Source organism: Bacillus sp. 95MFCvi2.1, from assembly GCF_000374965.1.
GTDB classification, from domain to species: Bacteria; Bacillota; Bacilli; order Bacillales; family Bacillaceae_G; genus Bacillus_A; species Bacillus_A pseudomycoides.
Genome location: NZ_KB895698.1, coordinates 91,489 through 112,339, shown reverse-complemented (window position 1 = coordinate 112,339; position 20,851 = coordinate 91,489). Strand labels below are relative to the sequence as shown.

The following is a 20,851-nucleotide window of genomic DNA, read 5'->3' as shown; positions in this document are numbered from 1 at the left end:
GTTAGATTACAACTTCCATATAAGAATCCTATATTTAAGAAAGAATAGGTGAGATTTATACAGATGAAAAATCCTATCGTTCAATTATTATTTGTATTTACACTTGTATCTATCGTACTTTTCCTTTTAGATACGTCCATTATTTCACTATACACCTTCGTTGGTGCTTTATGGTCTATCACAATTGTAGGAATTTCTTTCGTTATTTTTATTGAAAACCGTTCCCCACAAAGCACATTAGCATGGTTTTTAGTATTGGCTCTTCTTCCTGTTGTCGGTGTACTTTTATACTCTATTTTTGGCCGAAGTCGCTGGAGAAGAAAAAAACATCTTCATCGTTCAGAAGAGCAGCGAAAATTATTCCGTGAAATTTTAGAAGGAAGGCAGCTAGATGTATCATCTATTTCTTCATTAAGTGAACACTCTATGCATTTAACAAAAGTGGTACAAAAGTTTGGAGGTGGCCCTGTCGCCGATGCAACAACCACAAAACTTTTAACTAACGGTGAACAAACATTTCCAGAAATTTTACAAGCGATTGAACATGCAAAACACCATATACATATTCAATACTACATTTATCGAGCAGATGAAATTGGTACACAAATTCGAGACGCTTTAATAAAAAAAGCAAATTCCGGTGTAATTGTACGGTTCCTTTATGATGGACTCGGAAGCAATACGTTGCGAAAACGCTTCTTACAGCCTATGAAAGATGCAGGAATTGAAATTGTGGAATTCGATCCTATATTTTCAGCGTGGCTACTTGAAACAGTCAATTATCGTAACCATCGTAAAATCATCATTATCGACGGAGAAATTGGTTTTACCGGAGGGCTCAACGTTGGTGATGAGTATCTTGGTCGTTCTAAAAAATTCCCAATTTGGCGTGACAGTCACTTACGAATAGAAGGGAAAGCATTATACAAATTACAAGCAATATTTCTTGAGGATTGGCTCTATGCCTCTAGTGGTTTAAATACTTATTCTTGGGATCAATTTATGAATACAAAATACTTTCCGGGTAAAGAAAATTCTCATGCAAAAGGTGCTGTTCAAATTGTAGCAAGTGGACCAAGCTCAGATGATACAAGCATTCGCAATACTTTACTTGCTGTTATAGCTTCTGCTAAGAAATCAATTTGGATTGCGACACCCTACTTCATTCCAGATCAAGAAACTTTAACATTACTTCGTTTAAGTGCACTGGCTGGAATAGATGTCCGCATTCTATATCCAGGTAAGAGCGATAGCATCATTAGTGATCAAGCATCTCAATCATACTTTACACCACTCCTAAAAGCAGGAGCTTCAATTTACAGCTATAAAGATGGTTTTATGCACGCTAAAATTGTACTTGTTGATAATACAATTGCAACAATTGGCACGGCAAATATGGATGTCCGCAGCTTTGAACTAAATTATGAAATCATTAGCGTACTTTATGAATCCAAGACAGTTCTTGATATTAAACATGATTTTGAAGAAGATTTTAACCATTCAACTGAAATTAGATGGAAATCATTCCAAAAAAGAAGTATTAAAAAACGAATACTAGAATCTCTAATGCGTCTAATTTCCCCTTTATTATAATTACAAAAAAGTAATCAAAGTCATTTTGGTTACTTTTTTCTTTTATTATGGTACATTCTTCTCCCTCTCCTTTTCTTTGCATACCATATTAAAACAAGTTATCATAAGATGTATTGTTTACTTTATGAAAATAATGTTAGGTGGGAAATACATGTTAGAACAATTTCATATACATGCTGATTTAAAGCAGCAACTGGCAACAATTCACGAAAAAAACAAACAAGCAGCTGGTGAAAATGTACATTTAATCGGTACAAAAATGTACAAAGCATCGGATAATAGCATTATTGAAGATGCAATTACAGCACTTCTGCTTGGTAAAAATATTCTACTGAAGGGACCAACCGGAAGCGGAAAAACAGTCCTTGCAGAAACTCTATCTTCCTTATTCCAAAAGCCAATGCACAGTATTAACTGTTCGGTTGATTTAGATGTGGAAGGTATTTTAGGATACAATACATTAAAAACAAAAGACGGGGCATCTGAAGTTTCCTTCGTTGACGGTCCTCTTATGAAAGCAATGAAAAATGGGCATTTCCTATATATCGATGAAATTAATATGGCAAAACCTGAAACACTTCCACTTCTTCACGGTGCATTGGATTACCGTAAAATGATTACAAATCCATTTACACAGCAAGTTGTATATGGTGATGAAGAATATCGTGTAATTGCTGCAATCAACGAAGGTTATGTTGGAACAAGTGAATTAAATGAAGCATTAAAAAACCGTTTTGTTATCATTGAAGTTCCTTATATTCAAGGCGATACATTAAAACAACTATTATTATCCGAATCAAAATTGAAAGACATTGCAACAATTGAAAAGTTTGTGGCATTCGCAAGTGACCTCATGCCACTTGCTCGTGATGGACGTGTAAGTGAAGAAGCAGCAAGCATTCGTGGTATTATCGATGCATGTGATTTAGGCGTATATATCCCTGTTATGCGTGCGATTGAGCGAAGTATCATCGCGAAATTAAATGATGAAACAGAACAAATGACTGTCCGTGAATTAGCCGAAAGCTATTTCTTTGAGGGATAATTCATGAGACAAATTTTTAGTGACAAAAAAATTGATGCGTCGCTGTTTCTTCAAATGGAAAATTTAATGTATGCTCTTCTAAAAGAAGATGATGCTTACTTAGAGTATGGCTATAAAGCTTATTACGACGAAGTTGAAAAAAAGGTTGTCATCAGTCACTTTTGGGATGATCGCAAAGAAGAAGATACAGTAATCGGATTAAAAAGCGAAGTGTTTTTAAAAGCACTTGGCAATAAACATTACTCAGACATGAAGTTAATTCGCTCTTATGCGATCGAATTACAAGAGTCCCCTCTTAAAAAGTTTTTAACACAATTATTTGTTCTGTTAGAAGATTTACGAGTTGAAGAAATTGTAAAAAGCCTACGTCCTGGAACGAAACATATCTTTAGACGACGCAAGGAAATGTACCGAAATTATTTTGGCTCACAAAATGAAATAAATCGTGTTCGTAACTATCATGGAGATCGTCTATTTTGTCTATGCTATCTTTCACTAACAAGCGATAAATATGAAATGTTTAACAACGAATATTTTGAGCAAATTGAAGCTATTTTACATGAAGCATTCCAGGCTCGTAATACGGAAGATACAATGTATATTGTTGAAAAAATCCGTTATCGCTTAGAAGGTTTTCTTGAAAATGATATGATTAATAACTACTTTGGGCATGCGCCGCTCTATTTATCTGTTATTGCAGAAGAAAAAGATGGGCGCGTAGAAGATTTAGCAAATGATGATGTCCAAATCGTAGATGATGACGATAATAAGAGCAAAATTAATGAAAGCTTCTCTACATGGCATCGTGAAAATAAAAATAATGAAAATGAAAACTTCTTACGTTTTGAATTAGAAAGTGGTACGAAAACAAATATGATGGGCGATACGGCTCGTGAGTCTGAAGATGGTGATCAAGCACTCGGTTCAGTACAAGGTACTTCGCAAAAAAGTACACAGTCGAATTTTGATGGCGCTGATACTGAAGATGCGAGAGCTTCCCATGCTTCTAGTCAAAATGAGGGCATATACGGTAAATATAACGTTGGTGCGTCACATACATTGAAAGAAGCTCGTAAGCCAACCCCTGACGATAAGAAAGACTATCAAGCCATCAAGTCAGTCATTAATAAAGACGTAAAAGAATTAAAGAAAATTATTGAAAAAACGATTGAAAACAAAACAAACGCGAATAGCGATAAATACTACGGAAGACTTCGTAAAAAATTTCTACGTATTTATACAGAAAAGCAACCACGTATGTTTTATAAAAAAGGACAAGAATCACAAGAGCTTGATGTTGCCTTTCAATTATTAGTGGACTGCTCTGGCTCTATGTATAATAAAATGGAAGAAACAAAGAAGAGTGTTGTTCTGTTCCATGAAGCATTAAAATCGTTAAAAATCCCTCATGCGATTAGTGGTTTTTGGGAAGATGCTTCTAGTGCAACACCAGAAGATAAGCCAAACGTAATTCATGAAGTTGTAACATACAAAAATTCAACGTTACCAAACGTTGGTCCAGAAATTATGCAGCTTCGTGAAGAGGAAGACAATCGGGATGGTTACATTATCCGCATCGTTTCTGAAAAGCTTGCAAAAAGGCAAGAGAAACACAAATTCCTGCTTGTCTTTACAGACGGTGAACCATCTGCATTAGACTACCAGCAAGACGGTATTTTAGATACACACGAAGCGGTTAAACTTGCTCGTAAAAGCGGTATGGAAGTCATCGGGATTTTCATCGAAGAAGGCGAAGCAAAAGAAGCAACATATCAATTAATGAAAAATATTTATAACCATCACTTTTTAGTGGCGAATCATGCTGAAGATTTACGCTTAAAGATTAAACCATTATTGAAAAAATTATTACTGAAGACGATTGAATAGGAAACAGGAGCTGATTTTAGCTCCTGTTTTTTAGTTGAAATTTATCTAACGGTCGATATATTTGAAAAAGCGCTGATAAAAGGAAATGAAAAATTCATAGAAATCTTTTTGGGTATATTAAAGAAGAAGTCTACTATCAAATATACTTGAAAGGATGTTTCATTTGTCCCCAAAAAAGGATGAACAATATACAGATTTTACAGCTGCTGAAGCAAGACATCAATATGTCATTCCCGAAGAGTTTCCTGAGGGCCCTTACGGTTCTTCCACTAACAGAAAGTTAGGAAAATCGACTCCTTGGGAGAAAGATCAAAAAGCGCATAAAGCATTTAGCTACGAATATGAGAAACAATATGAAGAAACGGAACAACAATACCCTGAATCTAGCACCGAACCAGGAAGTCTAGATACGAATAAGGTAAAGTCTATATAACGAAAAAACTTATTTCTTCCCTAGACTATGTTTAGGTATGCTGACAAAAAGAGCCGATTCAAAAAATTGAATCGGCTCTTTTTTCATTAGCTAAGTACTAACTCAGCTTCTAATTTTTTTTTTAATTTAGCAAGCATATCAGCTGTCATTTTATCTAAATCATACTCCGCTTTAAAGCCCCACTCTTCTTTCGCTGCTGTTGCATCAATTGAGTTTGGCCAGCTGTTAGCAATGGTTTGACGAGCTGGATCCACAGCATAATCCATTGTAAACGTCGGAATATGCTTGCGAATTGCTGCTGCAATTTGTTCTGGCTCGAAGCTCATTGCGGTAATATTAAAAGCGTTACGATGTATCAACTTACTTGGATCTGCTTCCATTAATGAAACAATTGCTTGCAGTGCATCTGGCATATACATCATATCCATGTATGTGCCTTCCGCAATGTACGAGGTGTAAGCACCTTTTTTAATTGCTTCATAATAAATTTCAACTGCATAGTCCGTCGTACCGCCTCCTGGAGGAGCCACATAAGAAATTAAACCTGGGAAACGTACGCCACGTGTATCAACGCCAAATTTTTGATAATAGTAATCACATAACAATTCTCCTGCTACTTTGTTTACCCCATACATTGTAGTAGGACGCTGGATTGTATCTTGCGGTGTATTATCTTTTGGCGTTGTTGGACCAAACGCACCGATTGAACTTGGCGTGAAAAATTTACAATTTAACTCACGTGCTGCTTCTAATGCATTTACGAGCCCACCCATATTTAAATTCCACGCAAATAACGGATTTTTTTCTGCAGTTGCTGAAAGTAAAGCTGCTAAATGAATAATTGTATCCACTTCATTCCGTTTCGCAATATCATGTAGTTTCTGACCATCAGTTACATCTAATGTTTCAAATGGACCAGATTTTACAACATCACTATCTGTTTCACGAATATCTGTCGCAATAACGTTTGATGCACCGTATACATCGCGAAGTTTCATTACAAGTTCAGAACCAATTTGCCCTAAAGAACCGGTTACTAGAATTTTTTTCATTTTCCCCACTCCTCATTTGCAAGCTTTCAAAAGATGTAATTGTGTTAAATGATTCCCATTTCTTTTCCCACTTTTTCATACTTACGAATTGCTTCATCAAGCATCTCTTTCGTATGAGCCGCTGTTGGCATGTTACGAACACGACCTGTTCCTTTTGCTACAGTTGGGAACACAATTGATTTTGCGTATACGCCTTCTTCATTTAAACGTTTACTAAACTCTTGTGTTAATACTTCATCGCCAATAATACAAGGTGTAATTGGTGTTTCACTTTCTCCAATGTTAAAGCCTAACTCTTTTAAACCTTGTTTTAAATAACGGCCATTTTCCCATAAACGGTCATGTAGTTCTGTACTTTCCATTAAAATTTCAATAGACCTCATACAAGCCGCCGCATCCGCTGGTGTTAAAGCTGTTGAGAACAAGAATGGACGTGAACGAACTTTTAACCAATCAATTAAGTTTTGCTTCCCTGCTACATATCCTCCAATTACCCCAATTGCTTTTGATAATGTACCAATTTGGAAATCTACTTTATCAGAAAGGCCAAAATGTTTTACAGTCCCTGCACCTTGTCCAAGTACGCCTGAACCATGTGCATCATCTACATATGTCATTAAATCTAACTCTTCTGCAATCTCAACGATTTCTGGTAGTTTCGCAACATCACCATCCATTGAGAAAACGCCATCTGTAATAACCATTAATTTATTATAAAGACCGGATTCTTTCGCTTCGATTGCTTTTTTGCGTAAATCTTCCATATCAGAATGTTTATAAACGATAATTTTTGCTTTCGATAAGCGGCTACCGTCAATAATAGACGCGTGGTTTAATTCATCAGAAAGAATCGCATCATTTTTATCCATAACAGCTGAAATCGCTGCCATATTACAGTTAAATCCTGATTGATATGCAATCGCTGCTTCTGTATGTTTAAACTTTGCAATTGTTTCTTCTAATTTGATATGCAAATCAAGAGTACCATTAATTGTACGTACCGCCCCTGCACCAACACCATATTTATGAATTGCACCAATTGCTGCTTCTTGCAGACGATTGTCTGTTGCTAAACCAAGATAGTTATTTGAAGATAAGTTAATATATTCTTTCCCGCCAATTGTAATGATTGGTCCATTTGGACTTTCTAGCGGATCAATTACGTTATAAAGCCCCTTTGCTTTTAAATCCTCTAAATTTTCTTCTAAAAAGTTTGCGAGTGTTTTACTAGACATCGTGAAGCCTCCCTATCGTTCATGTAAGCGGATTATTATCTTAATAATGCTAATAATCCCTCTACTAGCTTAACACGTTTTCGAAATTTATTATAGAAAAATAGCTTAAAGAAAACGCTTACAACTTTTAATTATATAGGATTAAATACAAGAAATCTATGATTTACTTCAATTGTTTGATAGAATGAAAAAAATGTTTTCAGGAGCTGAGAAAATGGCATTTACAGAAGCTGAAGTATATAATAACGATTCTTTTTTTGAACAGTACATGAAGCGTAGATATCGAAATGATAATCCAAATGATACAATCGAAAAACCGGCCTTATTGCAGCTCATTGGTGATGTGAAAGAAAAGACAATTCTTGATCTAGGATGTGATGATGCCCAGTTCGGTGTAGAGTTATTACAAAAAGGTTGTTTATCCTATACCGGTATTGAAGGCTCTCACCTTATGTATACAGAAGCTATAAAACAACTAGAAAATAAAAATGGAATCGTCCATTTTATAAACCTCAAAGACTATACATATCCCTCTTCTACTTTTGACCTTGTTACATCTAGACTCGCTCTGCACTATATTGAACATCTCGATATTATTTTTCAAAATGTTTATCAAACTTTAAAAAACGACGGCATCTTCACTTTTAGCGTTCAACATCCTGTTATTACTTCTTCATTGGAGAGTTTACAAACTAGTGGTAAGAGAACAAGTTGGCTTATCGACAATTATTTCAAAACTGGAGAGCGTATTGAACCATGGATTGAACAGGATGTCATTAAATATCACCGCACCATCGAACAATATTTTACACTCTTACAACAAGCTGGATTTACAATTACAGATTTACGAGAAGCAATACCAAAACGAAACCATTTTCAAAGCGAAGAAGAATATACACGCCGATTGCGTATTCCTCTTTTTCTCTTGTTTTCTTGTAAAAAATAAAAAAGCGATGAAATTTCATCGCTTTTTTCATTTCACTACCTGCGCTGCTTGTGGAAGTAAACATCTTCCTCTTCCCTGCGGAATACAAAGCGGCGTTCCAAATAACGGATCGGTTATGATTTGACAATCCATCCGAAATACATCACGAACTAATTTACAATCAATAATTTCTTCTGGTTTACCTTGCGCATAAATTTGTTTATCTTGAATGGCTACAATGTTGTCTGCATAGCGGCACGCTAAGTTTAAATCATGTAGTACCATAACGATTGTTCTTTGCTCTGTTTCATTTAATTCAAATAATAAATCTAGCACTTCAATTTGATGTGTCATGTCTAAGTATGTTGTCGGCTCATCTAACAGAATAATATCTGTATCTTGTGCAAGCGTCATAGCAATCCAAGCGCGCTGACGTTGTCCACCTGAAAGAGCATGAACATCACGTTCAACAAATTCCGTCATACCTGTTGCAGCAAGCGCTCTTTGTACCATTTCCTCATCTTTTTCTGACCATTGCTTCAGCCATGTTTGATATGGGTAACGTCCTTGTTTCACAAGTTGCAGTACAGTAAGTCCTTCTGGAGCTTGAGGTCCTTGTGGTAAAATTGCCATTTGACGCGCAATTTGCTTCGTTTGCATATTTTGAATTGCATTATCTTCTAATAAAATATCACCCGATGTCGGTTTTAATAAACGAGCAAGCGAACGTAATAAAGTTGATTTTCCACAGCCGTTAGAACCGATAAAAATCGTAATTTTTCCTTTTGGAATCTCTAGATTTAACTCATTAATTATAGTTGTTTCACCGTAAGACAATGTTAACGATTTAGTCTCTAGTGCTTTTTGCATGTTCATCTTCCTTTACTCCGTTTTTTATAGACAGAAAATCATCTATGTATTTTTTTCCTTTATGAATTTCGACTTTTATAAAGTAAATAAATAAAATACGGAGCACCGATTGCTGATGTAAATACACCTGCTGGAACTTCAAGCGGAGCAAAGACTGTGCGCCCAATTAAATCGGCAGCAAGTACTAAAATCGCACCGACAATAGCTGCTACTGGAAGTAATGCACCATATAAAGAACCAACTAATCTTCTTGAAATATGCGGCGCCATTAAACCAACAAATCCGATTCCACCTGCAAAAGCAACCGCTCCCCCAATTAACGCCGTACTTAGGAGTAGCAGGAAAAAACGTGATTTTGTTAAACGAATCCCAAGTCCGGCAGCAATATCATCACCAAGTTCTTGTGCATTTAAATGTCTCGCCGATATAAATGCAACCACTGTTAAGATAAGAACCCAAGGTGCCAATACCCCTACGTTTTGCCAAGAAGATCCGTAAACAGTACCGGTAATCCATACATTTGCTTGGCTCGCTTGATAGATTGGCGCTAACAGCATAAATAATGTTGTCGCTGCCTTTGTCAGTGCCCAAAATCCGACACCTATTAAAATAAGACTAACTGCTGATAATCCATCATTTCTCCATGCGAATAAATATACAAAAAATGCGACGACAGTTGCACCAATAAATGCTGCTAGCGGCATATAATGAATGCTTACTGTTAATGCATTGTTCTTATCACTAAATAAAGCAAGAAATAATACAACCGCTACACTTGCACCACCTGTAATTCCAATAATATCAGGCGAAGCAAGCGGATTTCGAACGAGTCCTTGTAAAATACAACCTGCTACAGCAAGAGCTATCCCTACAAGAATTGCAATTAAAATGCGCGGCATACGGAACTTATTTACAACCATATTAGACATCGCATCACCGTTTCCAGTAATTGCTTGCCATACATCATATGGGGCGATCTTCATCTCCCCCATACCTGCGCTTGCAAAGAATAATCCTATTAAAACAACGAATAAACCCAACAAGACGAGACAAGCTCGTTTATACATTAAAAACGAGAGGCCGTCTTTTCCTATACGAAACGGAATATACTTCTTCATTTGCTAAGCCCTCTCTTACGTGCAATATAAATAAAGAATGGTGCACCAATAAATGCTGTCATAACTCCTACTGGAACTTCTTGTGGCATAATCACATATCTTGCAGCAATATCTGCAAATAATAGTAGAATGGCACCTAACAAACCACTATACGGAACTCTCCAGCGATGATCTACACCAACAAGAGCTCTTGCGAAATGAGGGGTAATAATTCCAACAAATCCAATTGGTCCTGCAACAGCAACAGATCCACCTGATAATAAAACAATAATAAGTAGTACAAATGCCTTCATCATCACAGTTCGTTGTCCTAATCCTTTTGCTACATCTTCTCCCATCATTAGCGTATTCACTTTCCCTGCCATCAGGAGAGAGGCAACCCAACCAACTAATAAATATGGAAATACGGATTGTAATACTTCTAACTTTCTACCTTGTACGGAACCAGCAAGCCAAAACAACACTTCTTCTAACGCTTTTTCATTTAATACAAGCAGTCCCTGTGTCAAAGAAGAGAATAGGGCACTTATCGCTACCCCTGCCAACGTTAACTTAAGAGGAGTTGTCCCTTCTTTTCCTAAAGAACTAGAAGCAAATACAAGTGCTGCAGCAACTGCTGCACCTAAAAAGGCGATCCACGTAAACGCTGACAAAGATGTTATCGAAAAAACAACAATGGCTACAACAATAAAAAAGGCAGCACCTGAGTTTAATCCAATAAAATCTGGAGCAGCAAGTGGATTCTTAGTTAAAGTTTGCATAAAACAACCAGCGATGGCTAAACTAGCACCAACACTAGCAGCGATAAGCGCACGTGGAAGACGTACGTTTTGAATAATAATATGTTCATTCGAACCATTAAAATGAAAAAAAGCATCCAATGCTAATTTCCCACTTGTATTTGTATATCCCAAAATAATACTCCCCCAAATACAAGCAATAACTGCAATGATTCCAACAAATAATCCAACCCATTTTGCTTGATTTGTTTTTAATAACATGCAGCGTTTCTCCTTCAATGTATAATGATACGTTGTTAGTGTATTGTAACTTAATTCGCATTGTCAATGATAGTAATAATTATTTTCAGTTGCAGTGATAATGATTGTAAATTATTACTATTGACAATATATTTATAAAATCGTAATATCGATTTTGATAATGAAAACTATTCTCAATATGTAGGGGGATACATAATGAATTTCGTCAAACAAAAATCGTTTGCGTTATTTGCATTCGTACTATCATTTTCACTTCTTTTAGGGGCATGTGGGAAATCTGATAACAAGGCTGAGCCTAAAAAAGAAGAAAAGAAAGAAATGATTACTGTAGAACATGCAATGGGTAAAACAGAAGTTCCTGCTAATCCAAAGCGTGTCGTTGTTTTAACAAATGAAGGAACAGAAGCTTTACTTACCCTTGGTGTAACACCAGTCGGTGCGGCTGAATCACCTACCGGTAACCCATGGTATCCACATACGAAGGATAAACTAAAAAATGTAAAAACTGTCGGTACCGAGCTTCAACCCAATGTAGAAGCAATTGCTTCTTTAAAACCCGACTTAATCATTGGTAACAAACTGCGTCACGAAAAGATATACGAGCAATTAAAAGGCATTGCTCCTACTGTATTCTCAGAAACACTACGCGGTGAATGGAAAGATAACTTTAAACTTTATGCAAAAGCAGTAAATAAAGATAAAGAAGGTCAAAAGGTATTAGCTGATTACGACAAACGTATAAAAGACTTAAAAGGCAAACTTGGGGATAAAGTAAATCAAGAAATTTCTATGGTACGCTTTATGCCTGGTGATGTTCGTATTTATCATGGCGATACATTCTCTGGTGTTATTTTAAAAGAGCTTGGCTTCAAACGTCCTGGTGATCAAAACAAAAATGACTTTGCAGAACGCAATGTATCTAAAGAGCGCATTCCTGCAATGGATGGCGATATCATCTTCTACTTCACATATGATAAAGGTAATGAGAAAAAAGGTTCTGAATTAGAAAAAGAATATATCAACGATCCTCTATTCAAAAACTTAAATGCTTCCAAAAACGGTAAAGTATACAAAGTTGACGATGTGATTTGGAATACAGCTGGCGGTGTAATGGCTGCGAACTTAATGCTAGATGACATTGAAAAACGATTTGTAAAATAAACTCTTTATTCAAAACAGTTCCCCAAAAAGGGGAACTGTTTTTTATTTCATAAAAGTGTCACATTATTTCATTTTGTATTTTTATTCTCAATATGTTATATTATAATAACAAATAAAATATATTTTCTCTATATCAGAAGAATTGTTTTAATCTAAATTTTCTGATTAATCTTTATTTTATTTTCTTTTAGAATTCAAATACTACATTTGAAAACGCTTATTATCTCGTTTTCAGGGAAAAATACGATAACGGATAGAGATTCAATAGATTGTTTAAGAAATTTTCTTTCTATTTCCATATAATTCTATTGACTTCTAAATATTTTGTAAATTAAAATGATTACATAAATATCCGTTATACAGGATTAGGGGGAAGCAAAATGGATGCAGCTTTAAAATTAAAAAAAGCTGAAGAACAACAATCACCAAAAAAACATCCACCTGGATTATATTTGTTGTTCTTAACAGAAATGTGGGAAAGATTTAGTTACTACGGAATGCGTGGCCTTTTAGTTCTTTATTTAACAACAACTGTTGTAAGCGGCGGTCTTGGATTCGACAAGGCTTTTGCAGTACAATTATACGGAATTTTTACAGCATTAGTATATTTCACACCAATTGCAGGTGGGTGGTTAACTGACCACTTTATTACAAGACGTCATGCAATTACCCTTGGTGGTATTATTATGGCAATTGGTAACTTTGTACTATTTTCAATGAATACAAAAACCGGTCTCTTTTTAGGACTAGGATTATTAGTCATCGGTAATGGATTCTTCAAACCAAATATTTCTACACTTTTAGGTGAACTATACGGTGAAAATGATTCACGCCGTGACAGTGCTTTTACAATCTTTTACATGGGTATCAACGTAGGGGCTTTCTTTGCACCACTAATTTGCGGATTCCTTGCAGAAGATTTCTTTAAAACAAGCGCTAATGGCGTTATGGTTATGGGTTATAAATACGGGTTCCTTGCAGCTTGTATCGGTATGATTGTTGGACAGATTTTCTTTAACCTATTAGCTCCTCGTTACCTTGGTAATGCAGGAACAACAGTTGTAGGTAAAAAGTCACAAGACAAAAACGCAAAAGTAATTGAGAAAAAACCTTTAACAAAACAAGAAAAGAACCGTACTTGGGCAATCATCATTTTAACTTGCTTCGTAGTTTTCTTCTGGGCAGGTTTTGAACAAGCTGGTAGCTCTTTAACACTATATACAAACACATTTGTTGATCGTACAATTTTCGGATGGGAAGTTCCAACATCTTGGTTCCAATCTGTTAACCCAGCATTTATCGTACTATTAGCACCATTCGTATCTATGTTATGGATGAAACTATCTAAAACAAAAAATGGTGACTTAAAAGTTCCAACAAAAATGGCACTTGGTATGATTTTACTAGGCATTGGCTACCTTGTTTTAACATTAGCTGTTCTGAAAACTGGAAGCGATGAAGCACATATTGCTACTAAAGCAAACTTATTATTCATCGTATTCACATACCTGTTCCATACAATTGGTGAACTATTCTTATCACCAATCGGTCTATCAATGGTAAGTGCAATTGCTCCTGTAAAATTAGCATCCCTATTAATGGGAGTATGGTTAGCTGGTTCTGGTATGGCGAACTATCTAGCTGGCGCACTAGCTGCCTTCACGCAATCTTTAGGATATCTAGAAGTATTCGCAAGCATCGGTATTATCGTAATCGTACTTGGCTTAGTACTTCTTATGTTCTCTAAAAAAATTGCACGTATGATGGAATAAAAAAGAAGCGGAGAAAATTCTCCGCTTTTTTTATTGCTCTTCTAACGCTGTAACATCTACTTGTACTGTTTCATTTGGTGATTTCACATCATGTACATTCGCAACTCCACTTCCCTCATCACAACTTTCAATCCAAACCGGTACACCATGATAAGTTACATCGATTCTACTCGAAGATGATAAAATTTGTTTTACGCGCTTTACATCCATCCTTCATTCCTCCTTTTACTTATTACACTCTTATTTATCTTCTCATTTCTCTTTGAAATATATTCCGTGAAAACTCCTGTCACTTATCTCCTTCAGATCTTAAAGTGGGGTTTTCACGCCTATTTTTATAGAAAAAAGACGTGCATTTCCGCACGTCTTTTTTCTATAATATTCAATTTTATGAAAATAATGTCTTTACAACTTCACTTACTTTCTCATTATGCACTTGATAATATACTTCTAAGCCGCGTCTTTCAAAACGAACAACTTTATTCTGCTTTAATTTCGTTAAATGCTGTGAAACAGTAGATTGCGGAATTTCTAATACTTCCTGCAATTGTGTTACGTTACAAGTTCCACGCCCCATAAGCTCCATTACAAGGCGAAGACGGAGCGGGTGAGCTAACGCTCGTAGCATTTGTACATCCTCTTCTGAAATACGACAATCAAATTGATTTTGATTCATAAAGTTCCCCTCATTTTTTCATTTTTATTTTCTCTTTATTTATTTTTATATATTTGTTTTTATATTTCCTGTTACGACACAACTTTATCAACCTAAAATAAAAAAATTATTTCCTCCTTTTATCAACATACAATTAAGGGCAGAAACCCCTGCTGATTTTGAATATTATACTACACGGCTTAGTGAAAAAGCAAAAAATACAGATCGGAATACTTTGCTTCTAAATGCTGTTTTCTCAACCTTTTTGTTATATTTTTTCACTCACAATATTCACCGTAATAATATTGTAAAATATTGTTCTTAAATGATATGTGAATGTAATCTTTTTAGTTATTCGACCTATAAAAATTGCTTTGTTACGATGAAAAGAGTTAAATTTTGGTAAAGAGGAGGATCCACAATTAAAAAGCGGTTAATAATAGTCTTAATTAATATTGCACTTGACTATACAATTATCCAAAACTTCCTCCTTTATTCTTGATAACAAAAGAATTTTTCATTTTAAACATGTAGGACCAATGACATCTGAAAATATGGTTGAGTATATGGAGAGTCCATCAGTGGGGTTTTCTTCATCCCCACCTATCTTCCTCATTTCCCTCTAAATCTTGAAGTGTGGATCTTACTGCCCGTTAATGCGGGATAAATTAGGAATCGTGTACTTTAATATACACGATTCCTCTTTTTGTCTAGTTTATGAACAAAATGTAACGGAATTTTTACAGTTAACACTATCATGGAATAATTATACTTTTTTACGTTGACAATAGTGTTGAAGAGGAATATACTAGGCAATGTAAGTTGATTGTGAATTATTTCACAAATAATGTGAATGTCTTCACATATTATAGATAGGAGTTGTCATTATTATGAATACTTGGACACAAATTTATGACCCGTTGAACAACATTTGGTTATCAGCACTTGTCGCTGCTCTTCCAATCTTATTCTTTGTTCTTTGTTTAACAGTATTTAAGATCAAAGGATATTTATCAGGACTTTATAGCGTAATTTTAGCAATCATTCTTTCCATATTCGTTTACAAAATGCCTGCAACTATGGCTGTATCATCAGCTGCATTTGGTGTAGCAGCTGGATTTTATCCAATTTGTACAATTGTTATTGCAGCTATTTTCCTTTACAAATTAACAGTAAAAACTGAACAATTTAATGTCATTCGCGACAGTATTTCAAGTATTACAAATGACCGTCGCCTTCAAGTGTTATTAATCGCTTATTCTTTCGGTGCTTTCTTAGAAGGTGCAGCTGGATTTGGTGTACCAGTTGCAATTACAGCAGCATTACTTGTAGGTATGGGATTTAACCCATTAAAAGCAGCAGGTATTTGTTTAGTTGCAAATATTGCTGGTGGCGCAATGGGAGCAATGGGTATTCCAGTTACAGTACCTGCTCAATTAACACAAATAGATGCCTTAACTGTCGGTCGTCAAACTGTAACATTATTACCTTTCATTAGCTTTGTATTACCATTCTTACTTGTTGCAATGGTAGATGGCTTTAAAGGAATTAAAGAAACTTGGCAAGGTATCCTTGTAAGTGGTGGTTCCTTCGCTATTACTCAATTCGTTGTAACATACTACCTTGGCGCAGAATTAACTGATATTTTCGCTGCAGTTGTCAGCATGGTTGCACTTGCATTATTCCTACGTGTATGGCAACCAAAATCTTCAGCTCAAACTGAAGAACAAGTAGAAAAACATAGCTACACAATGAAACAAATTTTATACGCTTGGTCACCATTTGCATTCTTAACTGCATTCGTAACAATTTTCAATTTAAAAGCAATCAAAAGTTTATTCGCTCCAAACGGTGCGTTAGCAAACTTAGTATTTAATATCCAGATTCCTGGTTTACACAATCACGTTATTAAAACAACACCAATTGTAAATGCGGATACACCATTTGCAGCAATCTTCAAGCTAGATGTATTTTCATCTACAACTACTGCAATTGTACTAGCAATTATCGTATCTTTACTCGTATATCGCGCAAAAGGCCAATTGGTTAAAGAACTAACTATTGAAACATTAAAAGAGTTGAAAGCTCCAATTTATACAATTTGTAGTGTAATTGCATTAGCATATGTAACAAACTACTCTGGTATGTCTTCTACTCTTGGACTAGCTTTATCATCTACTGGTAAGGCCTTCCCAATCTTATCTCCAATCTTAGGTTGGATTGGCGTATTCTTAACTGGTTCTGTAGTATCAAGTGGTTCACTATTTGCACCACTTCAAGCAGTAACTGCAGCACAATTAGATATCGTACCTTCTACACTTGTTGCTTTAAACGTAGTCGGCGGGACAATGGCAAAAATGGTATCACCTCAATCTGTAGCAGTTGCTTGTGCGGCAGTTGGACTAGTCGGTAAAGAATCTGTCCTATTTAAAACAGCAATGAAATATAGTTTGATTTTCTTAGTCATAATTAGTTTACTTCAACTTAACTCTATATTTAATATCTTTTAAAAGATGAAAACGATCCCTCACGTGGGATCGTTTTTTTATCTTTTTCTTTCTAACCATTCACTCATTCTTATACTTTGGTATAAAAAAAATCCTAATACATACAGTATCAGGATTTTTTATTCTTCAATAGCGACGCACCAGCAATTTCGGGATGTGTCATTTCATATGGATCCAAAATAATATCAAGTTCCTCTTCTGTTAACACACCATGCTCTAAGCAAAGCTCACGAACAGATTTACCTGTTTCAATCGCTTCGCGAGCAATGCGAGATGCCGTCTCATATCCAATATGAGGATTCACCGCTGTAATAATCCCAACGCTTTTCTCGACATATTGTTTTAACAATTCTTCATTTGCAGTAATACCTTTAATACAATACTCACGAAATACGCGGAATGCATTATTCATAATACTAATGGATTGAATTAAATTAAATACTAACACCGGCTCCATTACATTTAGTTCTAATTGTCCTGCTTCTGATGCTAAACATATTGTATGGTCATTTCCAATAACTTGGAAGGCCACTTGATTAATTGCTTCTGCCATAACTGGATTTACTTTTCCTGGCATAATAGATGATCCTGGTTGACGAGCTGGTAATTGAATTTCAGCCAATCCGACACGTGGGCCAGATGCCATAATGCGCAAGTCATTTGCAATTTTAGACATATTCATCATACATACTTTTAGTGCTGCTGATACTTCTGTATACGCATCTGTGTTTTGCGTTGCATCCACTAAATGTTCTGCACCAACTAGTGGAAATCCGCTAATACTGCGTAAATGCTTTACAACTTGCTCAATATAAATTGGATTTGCATTTAATCCGGTCCCAACAGCCGTTGCGCCCATATTCACTTCATACAAATGTTGACGAGACTGCTTAATGCGTTTTATATCACGCCCAAGCACTCGGCTATATGCTTCAAATTCTTGCCCAAGACGAATTGGAACTGCATCTTGCAGATGTGTACGCCCCATTTTTATCACATGATCAAATTCTTTTGCTTTATCGGTAAATGCACGATGAAGTGCATCCATTGTAATAAGAAGTTCTTCTAGCATCATAAGCGCCGCAATATGAATTCCTGTTGGGAACGCATCATTTGTTGATTGCGCCATGTTCACATGTGTATTCGGGCTAATGATTGCATAGTTTCCTTTTTCATGCCCCATTCTCTCAAGTGCACGGTTTGCAATAACCTCATTTGTATTCATATTAATAGAAGTCCCTGCCCCGCCCTGAATTGGGTCTACAATGAACTGCTCATGAAACTTCCCATCAATAATTTCCTGAGCCGATTTTGCAATTTCTTCCCCAATATTTGCGTGCAAATAACCTGTTTCCATATTTGCACGTGCTGCAGCTTTTTTAACCATTGCCATTGCTTTAATTAATGACGTATGAATACGATATCCTGTAATCGGAAAATTTTCTACTGCTCGTAATGTTTGAATACCATAGTAAGCTGCATTTGGTACTTCCTTTTCTCCTAAAAAATCTTTTTCAATACGTATCCCTTTCGTTGCTACCATTTTTCATCACCTATACTTTTCATTCTAATCGATGACCTAAAAACGATTTCTATAAAAATATGATTTTTGTAAGAGATATATTTCTATATCTTCCTTCAATATATAGCACCTTTTTCGAAAGCGCAAACAATATTGTTTTTCTGCAAAATCGATGACGCACTCATACTTCTAATTTATAAAGATTACGCAATTGCCGTATCTTCCACTTCAACTTTTTTTATTTCTACTCGTTTAATTTGATGCACATCTTTTTCAAGAACTTTGAAAATCCAGCCATTCGTTTCAATGACATCACCTTCAATAATTGTCTGTTTTTGCATCATAATCCAACCACCAATCGTATCTACATCGTCAGCAAACAAATGTAAACCGAGCAAATCATTCACTTCACTAATGAGTACTTTTCCATCGATAATTTTATACGTTTCGCTTATATGTTCAATGGGTGGATGTTCATCTTCATCATATTCATCCCGAATTTCACCAACTATTTCCTCTAAAATATCTTCAAGTGTTACAATTCCCGCCGTCCCCCCATATTCATCATATAAAACGGCAAGGGGAATTCTTCTTTTCTGCATTTGCAGTAACAAGTCATGGATTGGGATATTTTCCAAAACTTCAATAACAGGTCTCGTATACGGAATAATAGAACATTCTTCGTTTTGTCCACCATCCATATAGCGAATAAATAAGTCTTTTACATTAACCATCCCAATAATCTCATCTTTATCCTCTCCAAATACAGGATACCTTGTATACTTTTCTTGTCCAATCACTTTAATATGTGTTTCGAACGGTTCATCTTCATATAAACCAACTATTTCAGTGCGTGGAACCATAATTTCTTTTGCTAACCGATTATCAAATTCAAAAATATTATTTACATATTTAAATTCCGCCTGATTAATTTCTCCGCTTTTATAGCTCTCCGATAAAATAAGTCTTAATTCCTCCTCTGAATGTGCAACTTCATGCTCAGAAGCAGGGGATAATCCAAATATGCCAGTCACGAGGCGAGCTGAGCCATTTAGAGCCCAAATAAACGGATACATAATCCGGTAAAAATAAATGAGCGGCTGAGATAGCAACAAACTTACTTGCTCCGCTTTTTGAATGGCAAAGGTTTTTGGTGCTAGCTCTCCAATCACAACATGTAAAAATGTAATAACGACAAATGCAATAATAAAAGAAACAGTACTCGCAATTGCAGGTGAAAATTCAATTTTTAAAAATAACGGCTCTAATACATGCTTTATCGTTGGTTCGCCTAACCAACCTAGTCCTAGAGCTGTAATTGTAATTCCGAGCTGACATGCGGATAAATATTCGTCTAAATTTGAAATCACTTTCTTAGCTGCTAGTGCGCCACGTTTTTTTTCTCCTACAAGCTGATCAATGCGACTACTACGCACTTTTATAATCGCAAATTCAACTGCCACAAAAAAACCAGTTAATGCAATAAGAATAACAACCATGATTAATTTAGCAATTTCCAAAGAACACCTTTAGCTTTTCTTAGCTAAAGTTACACCTCCTTTTTAAAAGAAGTTTTCTCCCAATCAAAGAAGTTGATTGAATGAAAAACGAATGGAAGTTTCACTTTGTTCTTATTCTCTTCATTTGTCAAAAAGCAAACCTATATAAATTTCCCCAATTTTAGTCCTCATATAACTCCAATGGTAAACAATCAGGATCTTGAAAAAACACAAACTGTTTCCCTGTTATTTCATCAACACGTATTAGCTCTGTCTCTATTCCACATCGCTTTAGATGCCCCACTGCTTCATGTATATCTGTAACTGCAAATGCTAAATGTCTAAGACCAGCTGCTTCAGGAAAACTTTGCCGCTTTGGAGGATTTGGAAATGAAAATAACTCAATTTGATACTGTCCTCCTACACATAAATCTAATTTATACGAATCCCTTTCTTCTCTGTAAACTTCATTCAACACATTAAATCCCAATATATTAACATAAAAATTTTTAGATATTTCGTAATCAGAACAAATGATTGCAATATGATGCACTCTAGATATATTCATACTCTACT

The 20,851-nt window shown here is 35.6% G+C and carries 18 protein-coding genes; 8 read left to right on the top strand and 10 right to left on the bottom strand.

Annotated elements, in window-relative coordinates; translation table 11 throughout:
• Positions 1 to 63 precede the first annotated feature (63 nt).
• The 4 genes from C568_RS0114350 to C568_RS0114335 all read left to right on the top strand — a co-directional run bounded on the left by C568_RS0114350 (position 64) and on the right by C568_RS0114335 (position 4,958).
• Positions 64 to 1,593, top strand: a complete 1,530-nt coding sequence (locus tag C568_RS0114350; protein WP_018781935.1) for a cardiolipin synthase — start codon at positions 64 to 66, stop codon at positions 1,591 to 1,593.
• 151 nt (positions 1,594 to 1,744) lie between these two features.
• Positions 1,745 to 2,638: an ATP-binding protein gene (locus C568_RS0114345; RefSeq protein ID WP_018781934.1), complete on the top strand. Its 894-nt coding sequence runs from the start codon at positions 1,745 to 1,747 to the stop codon at positions 2,636 to 2,638.
• Between the two features lie 3 nt (positions 2,639 to 2,641).
• Positions 2,642 to 4,525, top strand: a complete 1,884-nt coding sequence (locus C568_RS0114340; RefSeq protein WP_018781933.1) for a vWA domain-containing protein — start codon at positions 2,642 to 2,644, stop codon at positions 4,523 to 4,525.
• Between the two features lie 154 nt (positions 4,526 to 4,679).
• Complete coding sequence (locus tag C568_RS0114335; protein WP_003195088.1) at positions 4,680 to 4,958, top strand: hypothetical protein; 279 nt, start codon at positions 4,680 to 4,682, stop codon at positions 4,956 to 4,958.
• A gap of 86 nt (positions 4,959 to 5,044) precedes the next feature.
• On the opposite strand, the gene C568_RS0114330 is transcribed toward C568_RS0114335, so the two are convergent.
• Both C568_RS0114330 and C568_RS0114325 read right to left on the bottom strand, forming a co-directional pair.
• Complete coding sequence (locus C568_RS0114330) at positions 5,045 to 6,019, bottom strand: L-threonine 3-dehydrogenase (RefSeq protein ID WP_003205847.1); 975 nt, start codon at positions 6,017 to 6,019, stop codon at positions 5,045 to 5,047.
• Between the two features lie 35 nt (positions 6,020 to 6,054).
• Positions 6,055 to 7,245 carry a glycine C-acetyltransferase gene (locus C568_RS0114325; protein WP_016113089.1) on the bottom strand — a complete coding sequence of 397 codons (1,191 nt, stop codon included), beginning with the start codon at positions 7,243 to 7,245 and terminating at the stop codon, positions 6,055 to 6,057.
• 214 nt (positions 7,246 to 7,459) lie between these two features.
• Here C568_RS0114325 and C568_RS0114320 point away from each other — a divergent pair, with 214 nt between their 5' ends.
• Positions 7,460 to 8,191, top strand: a complete 732-nt coding sequence (locus C568_RS0114320; protein WP_018781931.1) for a class I SAM-dependent DNA methyltransferase — start codon at positions 7,460 to 7,462, stop codon at positions 8,189 to 8,191.
• 27 nt (positions 8,192 to 8,218) lie between these two features.
• Here the strand turns inward: C568_RS0114320 and C568_RS0114315 are convergent, their stop codons facing one another.
• The 3 genes from C568_RS0114315 to C568_RS0114305 are packed head-to-tail and all read right to left on the bottom strand — an operon-like array spanning position 8,219 to position 11,159.
• Positions 8,219 to 9,046: an ABC transporter ATP-binding protein gene (locus C568_RS0114315; RefSeq protein WP_006093513.1), complete on the bottom strand. Its 828-nt coding sequence runs from the start codon at positions 9,044 to 9,046 to the stop codon at positions 8,219 to 8,221.
• A 53-nt stretch (positions 9,047 to 9,099) separates the two neighbouring features.
• Entirely contained in the window at positions 9,100 to 10,158 is a 1,059-nt protein-coding gene (locus C568_RS0114310) for a FecCD family ABC transporter permease (protein ID WP_018781929.1), read from the bottom strand.
• Positions 10,155 to 11,159, bottom strand: coding sequence for a FecCD family ABC transporter permease (locus tag C568_RS0114305; protein WP_018781928.1), 1,005 nt, complete (start codon positions 11,157 to 11,159; stop codon positions 10,155 to 10,157). The genes C568_RS0114310 and C568_RS0114305 overlap by 4 nt, the downstream gene beginning before the upstream one ends.
• Before the next feature lie 195 nt (positions 11,160 to 11,354).
• On the opposite strand from C568_RS0114305, the gene C568_RS0114300 reads away from it, so the two are divergent.
• Together C568_RS0114300 and C568_RS0114295 are read left to right on the top strand one after the other, a co-directional pair.
• The gene (locus C568_RS0114300) at positions 11,355 to 12,320 is read left to right on the top strand and encodes an ABC transporter substrate-binding protein (protein ID WP_003195102.1); all 966 of its coding nucleotides are present in this window, start codon (positions 11,355 to 11,357) and stop codon (positions 12,318 to 12,320) included.
• A 380-nt stretch (positions 12,321 to 12,700) separates the two neighbouring features.
• Positions 12,701 to 14,092, top strand: coding sequence for a peptide MFS transporter (locus tag C568_RS0114295; RefSeq protein WP_006093509.1), 1,392 nt, complete (start codon positions 12,701 to 12,703; stop codon positions 14,090 to 14,092).
• A gap of 30 nt (positions 14,093 to 14,122) precedes the next feature.
• Here C568_RS0114295 and C568_RS0114290 read toward each other — a convergent pair whose 3' ends face one another.
• Both C568_RS0114290 and C568_RS0114285 read right to left on the bottom strand, forming a co-directional pair.
• The gene (locus tag C568_RS0114290) at positions 14,123 to 14,302 is read right to left on the bottom strand and encodes an acid-soluble spore protein H (RefSeq protein ID WP_006093508.1); all 180 of its coding nucleotides are present in this window, start codon (positions 14,300 to 14,302) and stop codon (positions 14,123 to 14,125) included.
• A 178-nt stretch (positions 14,303 to 14,480) separates the two neighbouring features.
• On the bottom strand, positions 14,481 to 14,768 hold the full coding sequence (locus tag C568_RS0114285; RefSeq protein WP_003195107.1) for an ArsR/SmtB family transcription factor: 288 nt from the start codon (positions 14,766 to 14,768) through the stop codon (positions 14,481 to 14,483).
• Positions 14,769 to 15,637: 869 nt separating this feature from the next.
• Between C568_RS0114285 and C568_RS0114280 the strand changes: the two genes are divergently transcribed.
• Positions 15,638 to 17,257 (top strand): lactate permease LctP family transporter, encoded by a 1,620-nt coding sequence (locus C568_RS0114280; RefSeq protein ID WP_003205851.1) that lies wholly within the window; start codon positions 15,638 to 15,640, stop codon positions 17,255 to 17,257.
• A 106-nt stretch (positions 17,258 to 17,363) separates the two neighbouring features.
• On the opposite strand, the gene aspA is transcribed toward C568_RS0114280, so the two are convergent.
• The 3 genes from aspA to gloA2 all read right to left on the bottom strand — a co-directional run bounded on the left by aspA (position 17,364) and on the right by gloA2 (position 20,843).
• Entirely contained in the window at positions 17,364 to 18,797 is a 1,434-nt protein-coding gene (aspA, locus tag C568_RS0114275; RefSeq protein ID WP_018781927.1) for an aspartate ammonia-lyase, read from the bottom strand.
• 182 nt (positions 18,798 to 18,979) lie between these two features.
• On the bottom strand, positions 18,980 to 20,296 hold the full coding sequence (locus C568_RS0114270) for a hemolysin family protein (RefSeq protein WP_018781926.1): 1,317 nt from the start codon (positions 20,294 to 20,296) through the stop codon (positions 18,980 to 18,982).
• Between the two features lie 160 nt (positions 20,297 to 20,456).
• Positions 20,457 to 20,843: an SMU1112c/YaeR family gloxylase I-like metalloprotein gene (gloA2, locus tag C568_RS0114265; RefSeq protein ID WP_018781925.1), complete on the bottom strand. Its 387-nt coding sequence runs from the start codon at positions 20,841 to 20,843 to the stop codon at positions 20,457 to 20,459.
• Positions 20,844 to 20,851: the final 8 nt, after the last annotated feature.

Coding starts and splice junctions, on each gene's coding strand:
- C568_RS0114350 (WP_018781935.1), top strand. CDS start 64: ATGAAAAATCCTATCGTTCAATTATTATTTGTATTTACACTTGTATCT.
- C568_RS0114345 (WP_018781934.1), top strand. CDS start 1,745: ATGTTAGAACAATTTCATATACATGCTGATTTAAAGCAGCAACTGGCA.
- C568_RS0114340 (WP_018781933.1), top strand. CDS start 2,642: ATGAGACAAATTTTTAGTGACAAAAAAATTGATGCGTCGCTGTTTCTT.
- C568_RS0114335 (WP_003195088.1), top strand. CDS start 4,680: ATGTTTCATTTGTCCCCAAAAAAGGATGAACAATATACAGATTTTACA.
- C568_RS0114325 (WP_016113089.1), bottom strand. CDS start 7,245: ATGTCTAGTAAAACACTCGCAAACTTTTTAGAAGAAAATTTAGAGGAT.
- C568_RS0114320 (WP_018781931.1), top strand. CDS start 7,460: ATGGCATTTACAGAAGCTGAAGTATATAATAACGATTCTTTTTTTGAA.
- C568_RS0114315 (WP_006093513.1), bottom strand. CDS start 9,046: ATGAACATGCAAAAAGCACTAGAGACTAAATCGTTAACATTGTCTTAC.
- C568_RS0114310 (WP_018781929.1), bottom strand. CDS start 10,158: ATGAAGAAGTATATTCCGTTTCGTATAGGAAAAGACGGCCTCTCGTTT.
- C568_RS0114305 (WP_018781928.1), bottom strand. CDS start 11,159: ATGTTATTAAAAACAAATCAAGCAAAATGGGTTGGATTATTTGTTGGA.
- C568_RS0114300 (WP_003195102.1), top strand. CDS start 11,355: ATGAATTTCGTCAAACAAAAATCGTTTGCGTTATTTGCATTCGTACTA.
- C568_RS0114295 (WP_006093509.1), top strand. CDS start 12,701: ATGGATGCAGCTTTAAAATTAAAAAAAGCTGAAGAACAACAATCACCA.
- C568_RS0114290 (WP_006093508.1), bottom strand. CDS start 14,302: ATGGATGTAAAGCGCGTAAAACAAATTTTATCATCTTCGAGTAGAATC.
- C568_RS0114285 (WP_003195107.1), bottom strand. CDS start 14,768: ATGAATCAAAATCAATTTGATTGTCGTATTTCAGAAGAGGATGTACAA.
- C568_RS0114280 (WP_003205851.1), top strand. CDS start 15,638: ATGAATACTTGGACACAAATTTATGACCCGTTGAACAACATTTGGTTA.
- aspA (WP_018781927.1), bottom strand. CDS start 18,797: ATGGTAGCAACGAAAGGGATACGTATTGAAAAAGATTTTTTAGGAGAA.
- gloA2 (WP_018781925.1), bottom strand. CDS start 20,843: ATGAATATATCTAGAGTGCATCATATTGCAATCATTTGTTCTGATTAC.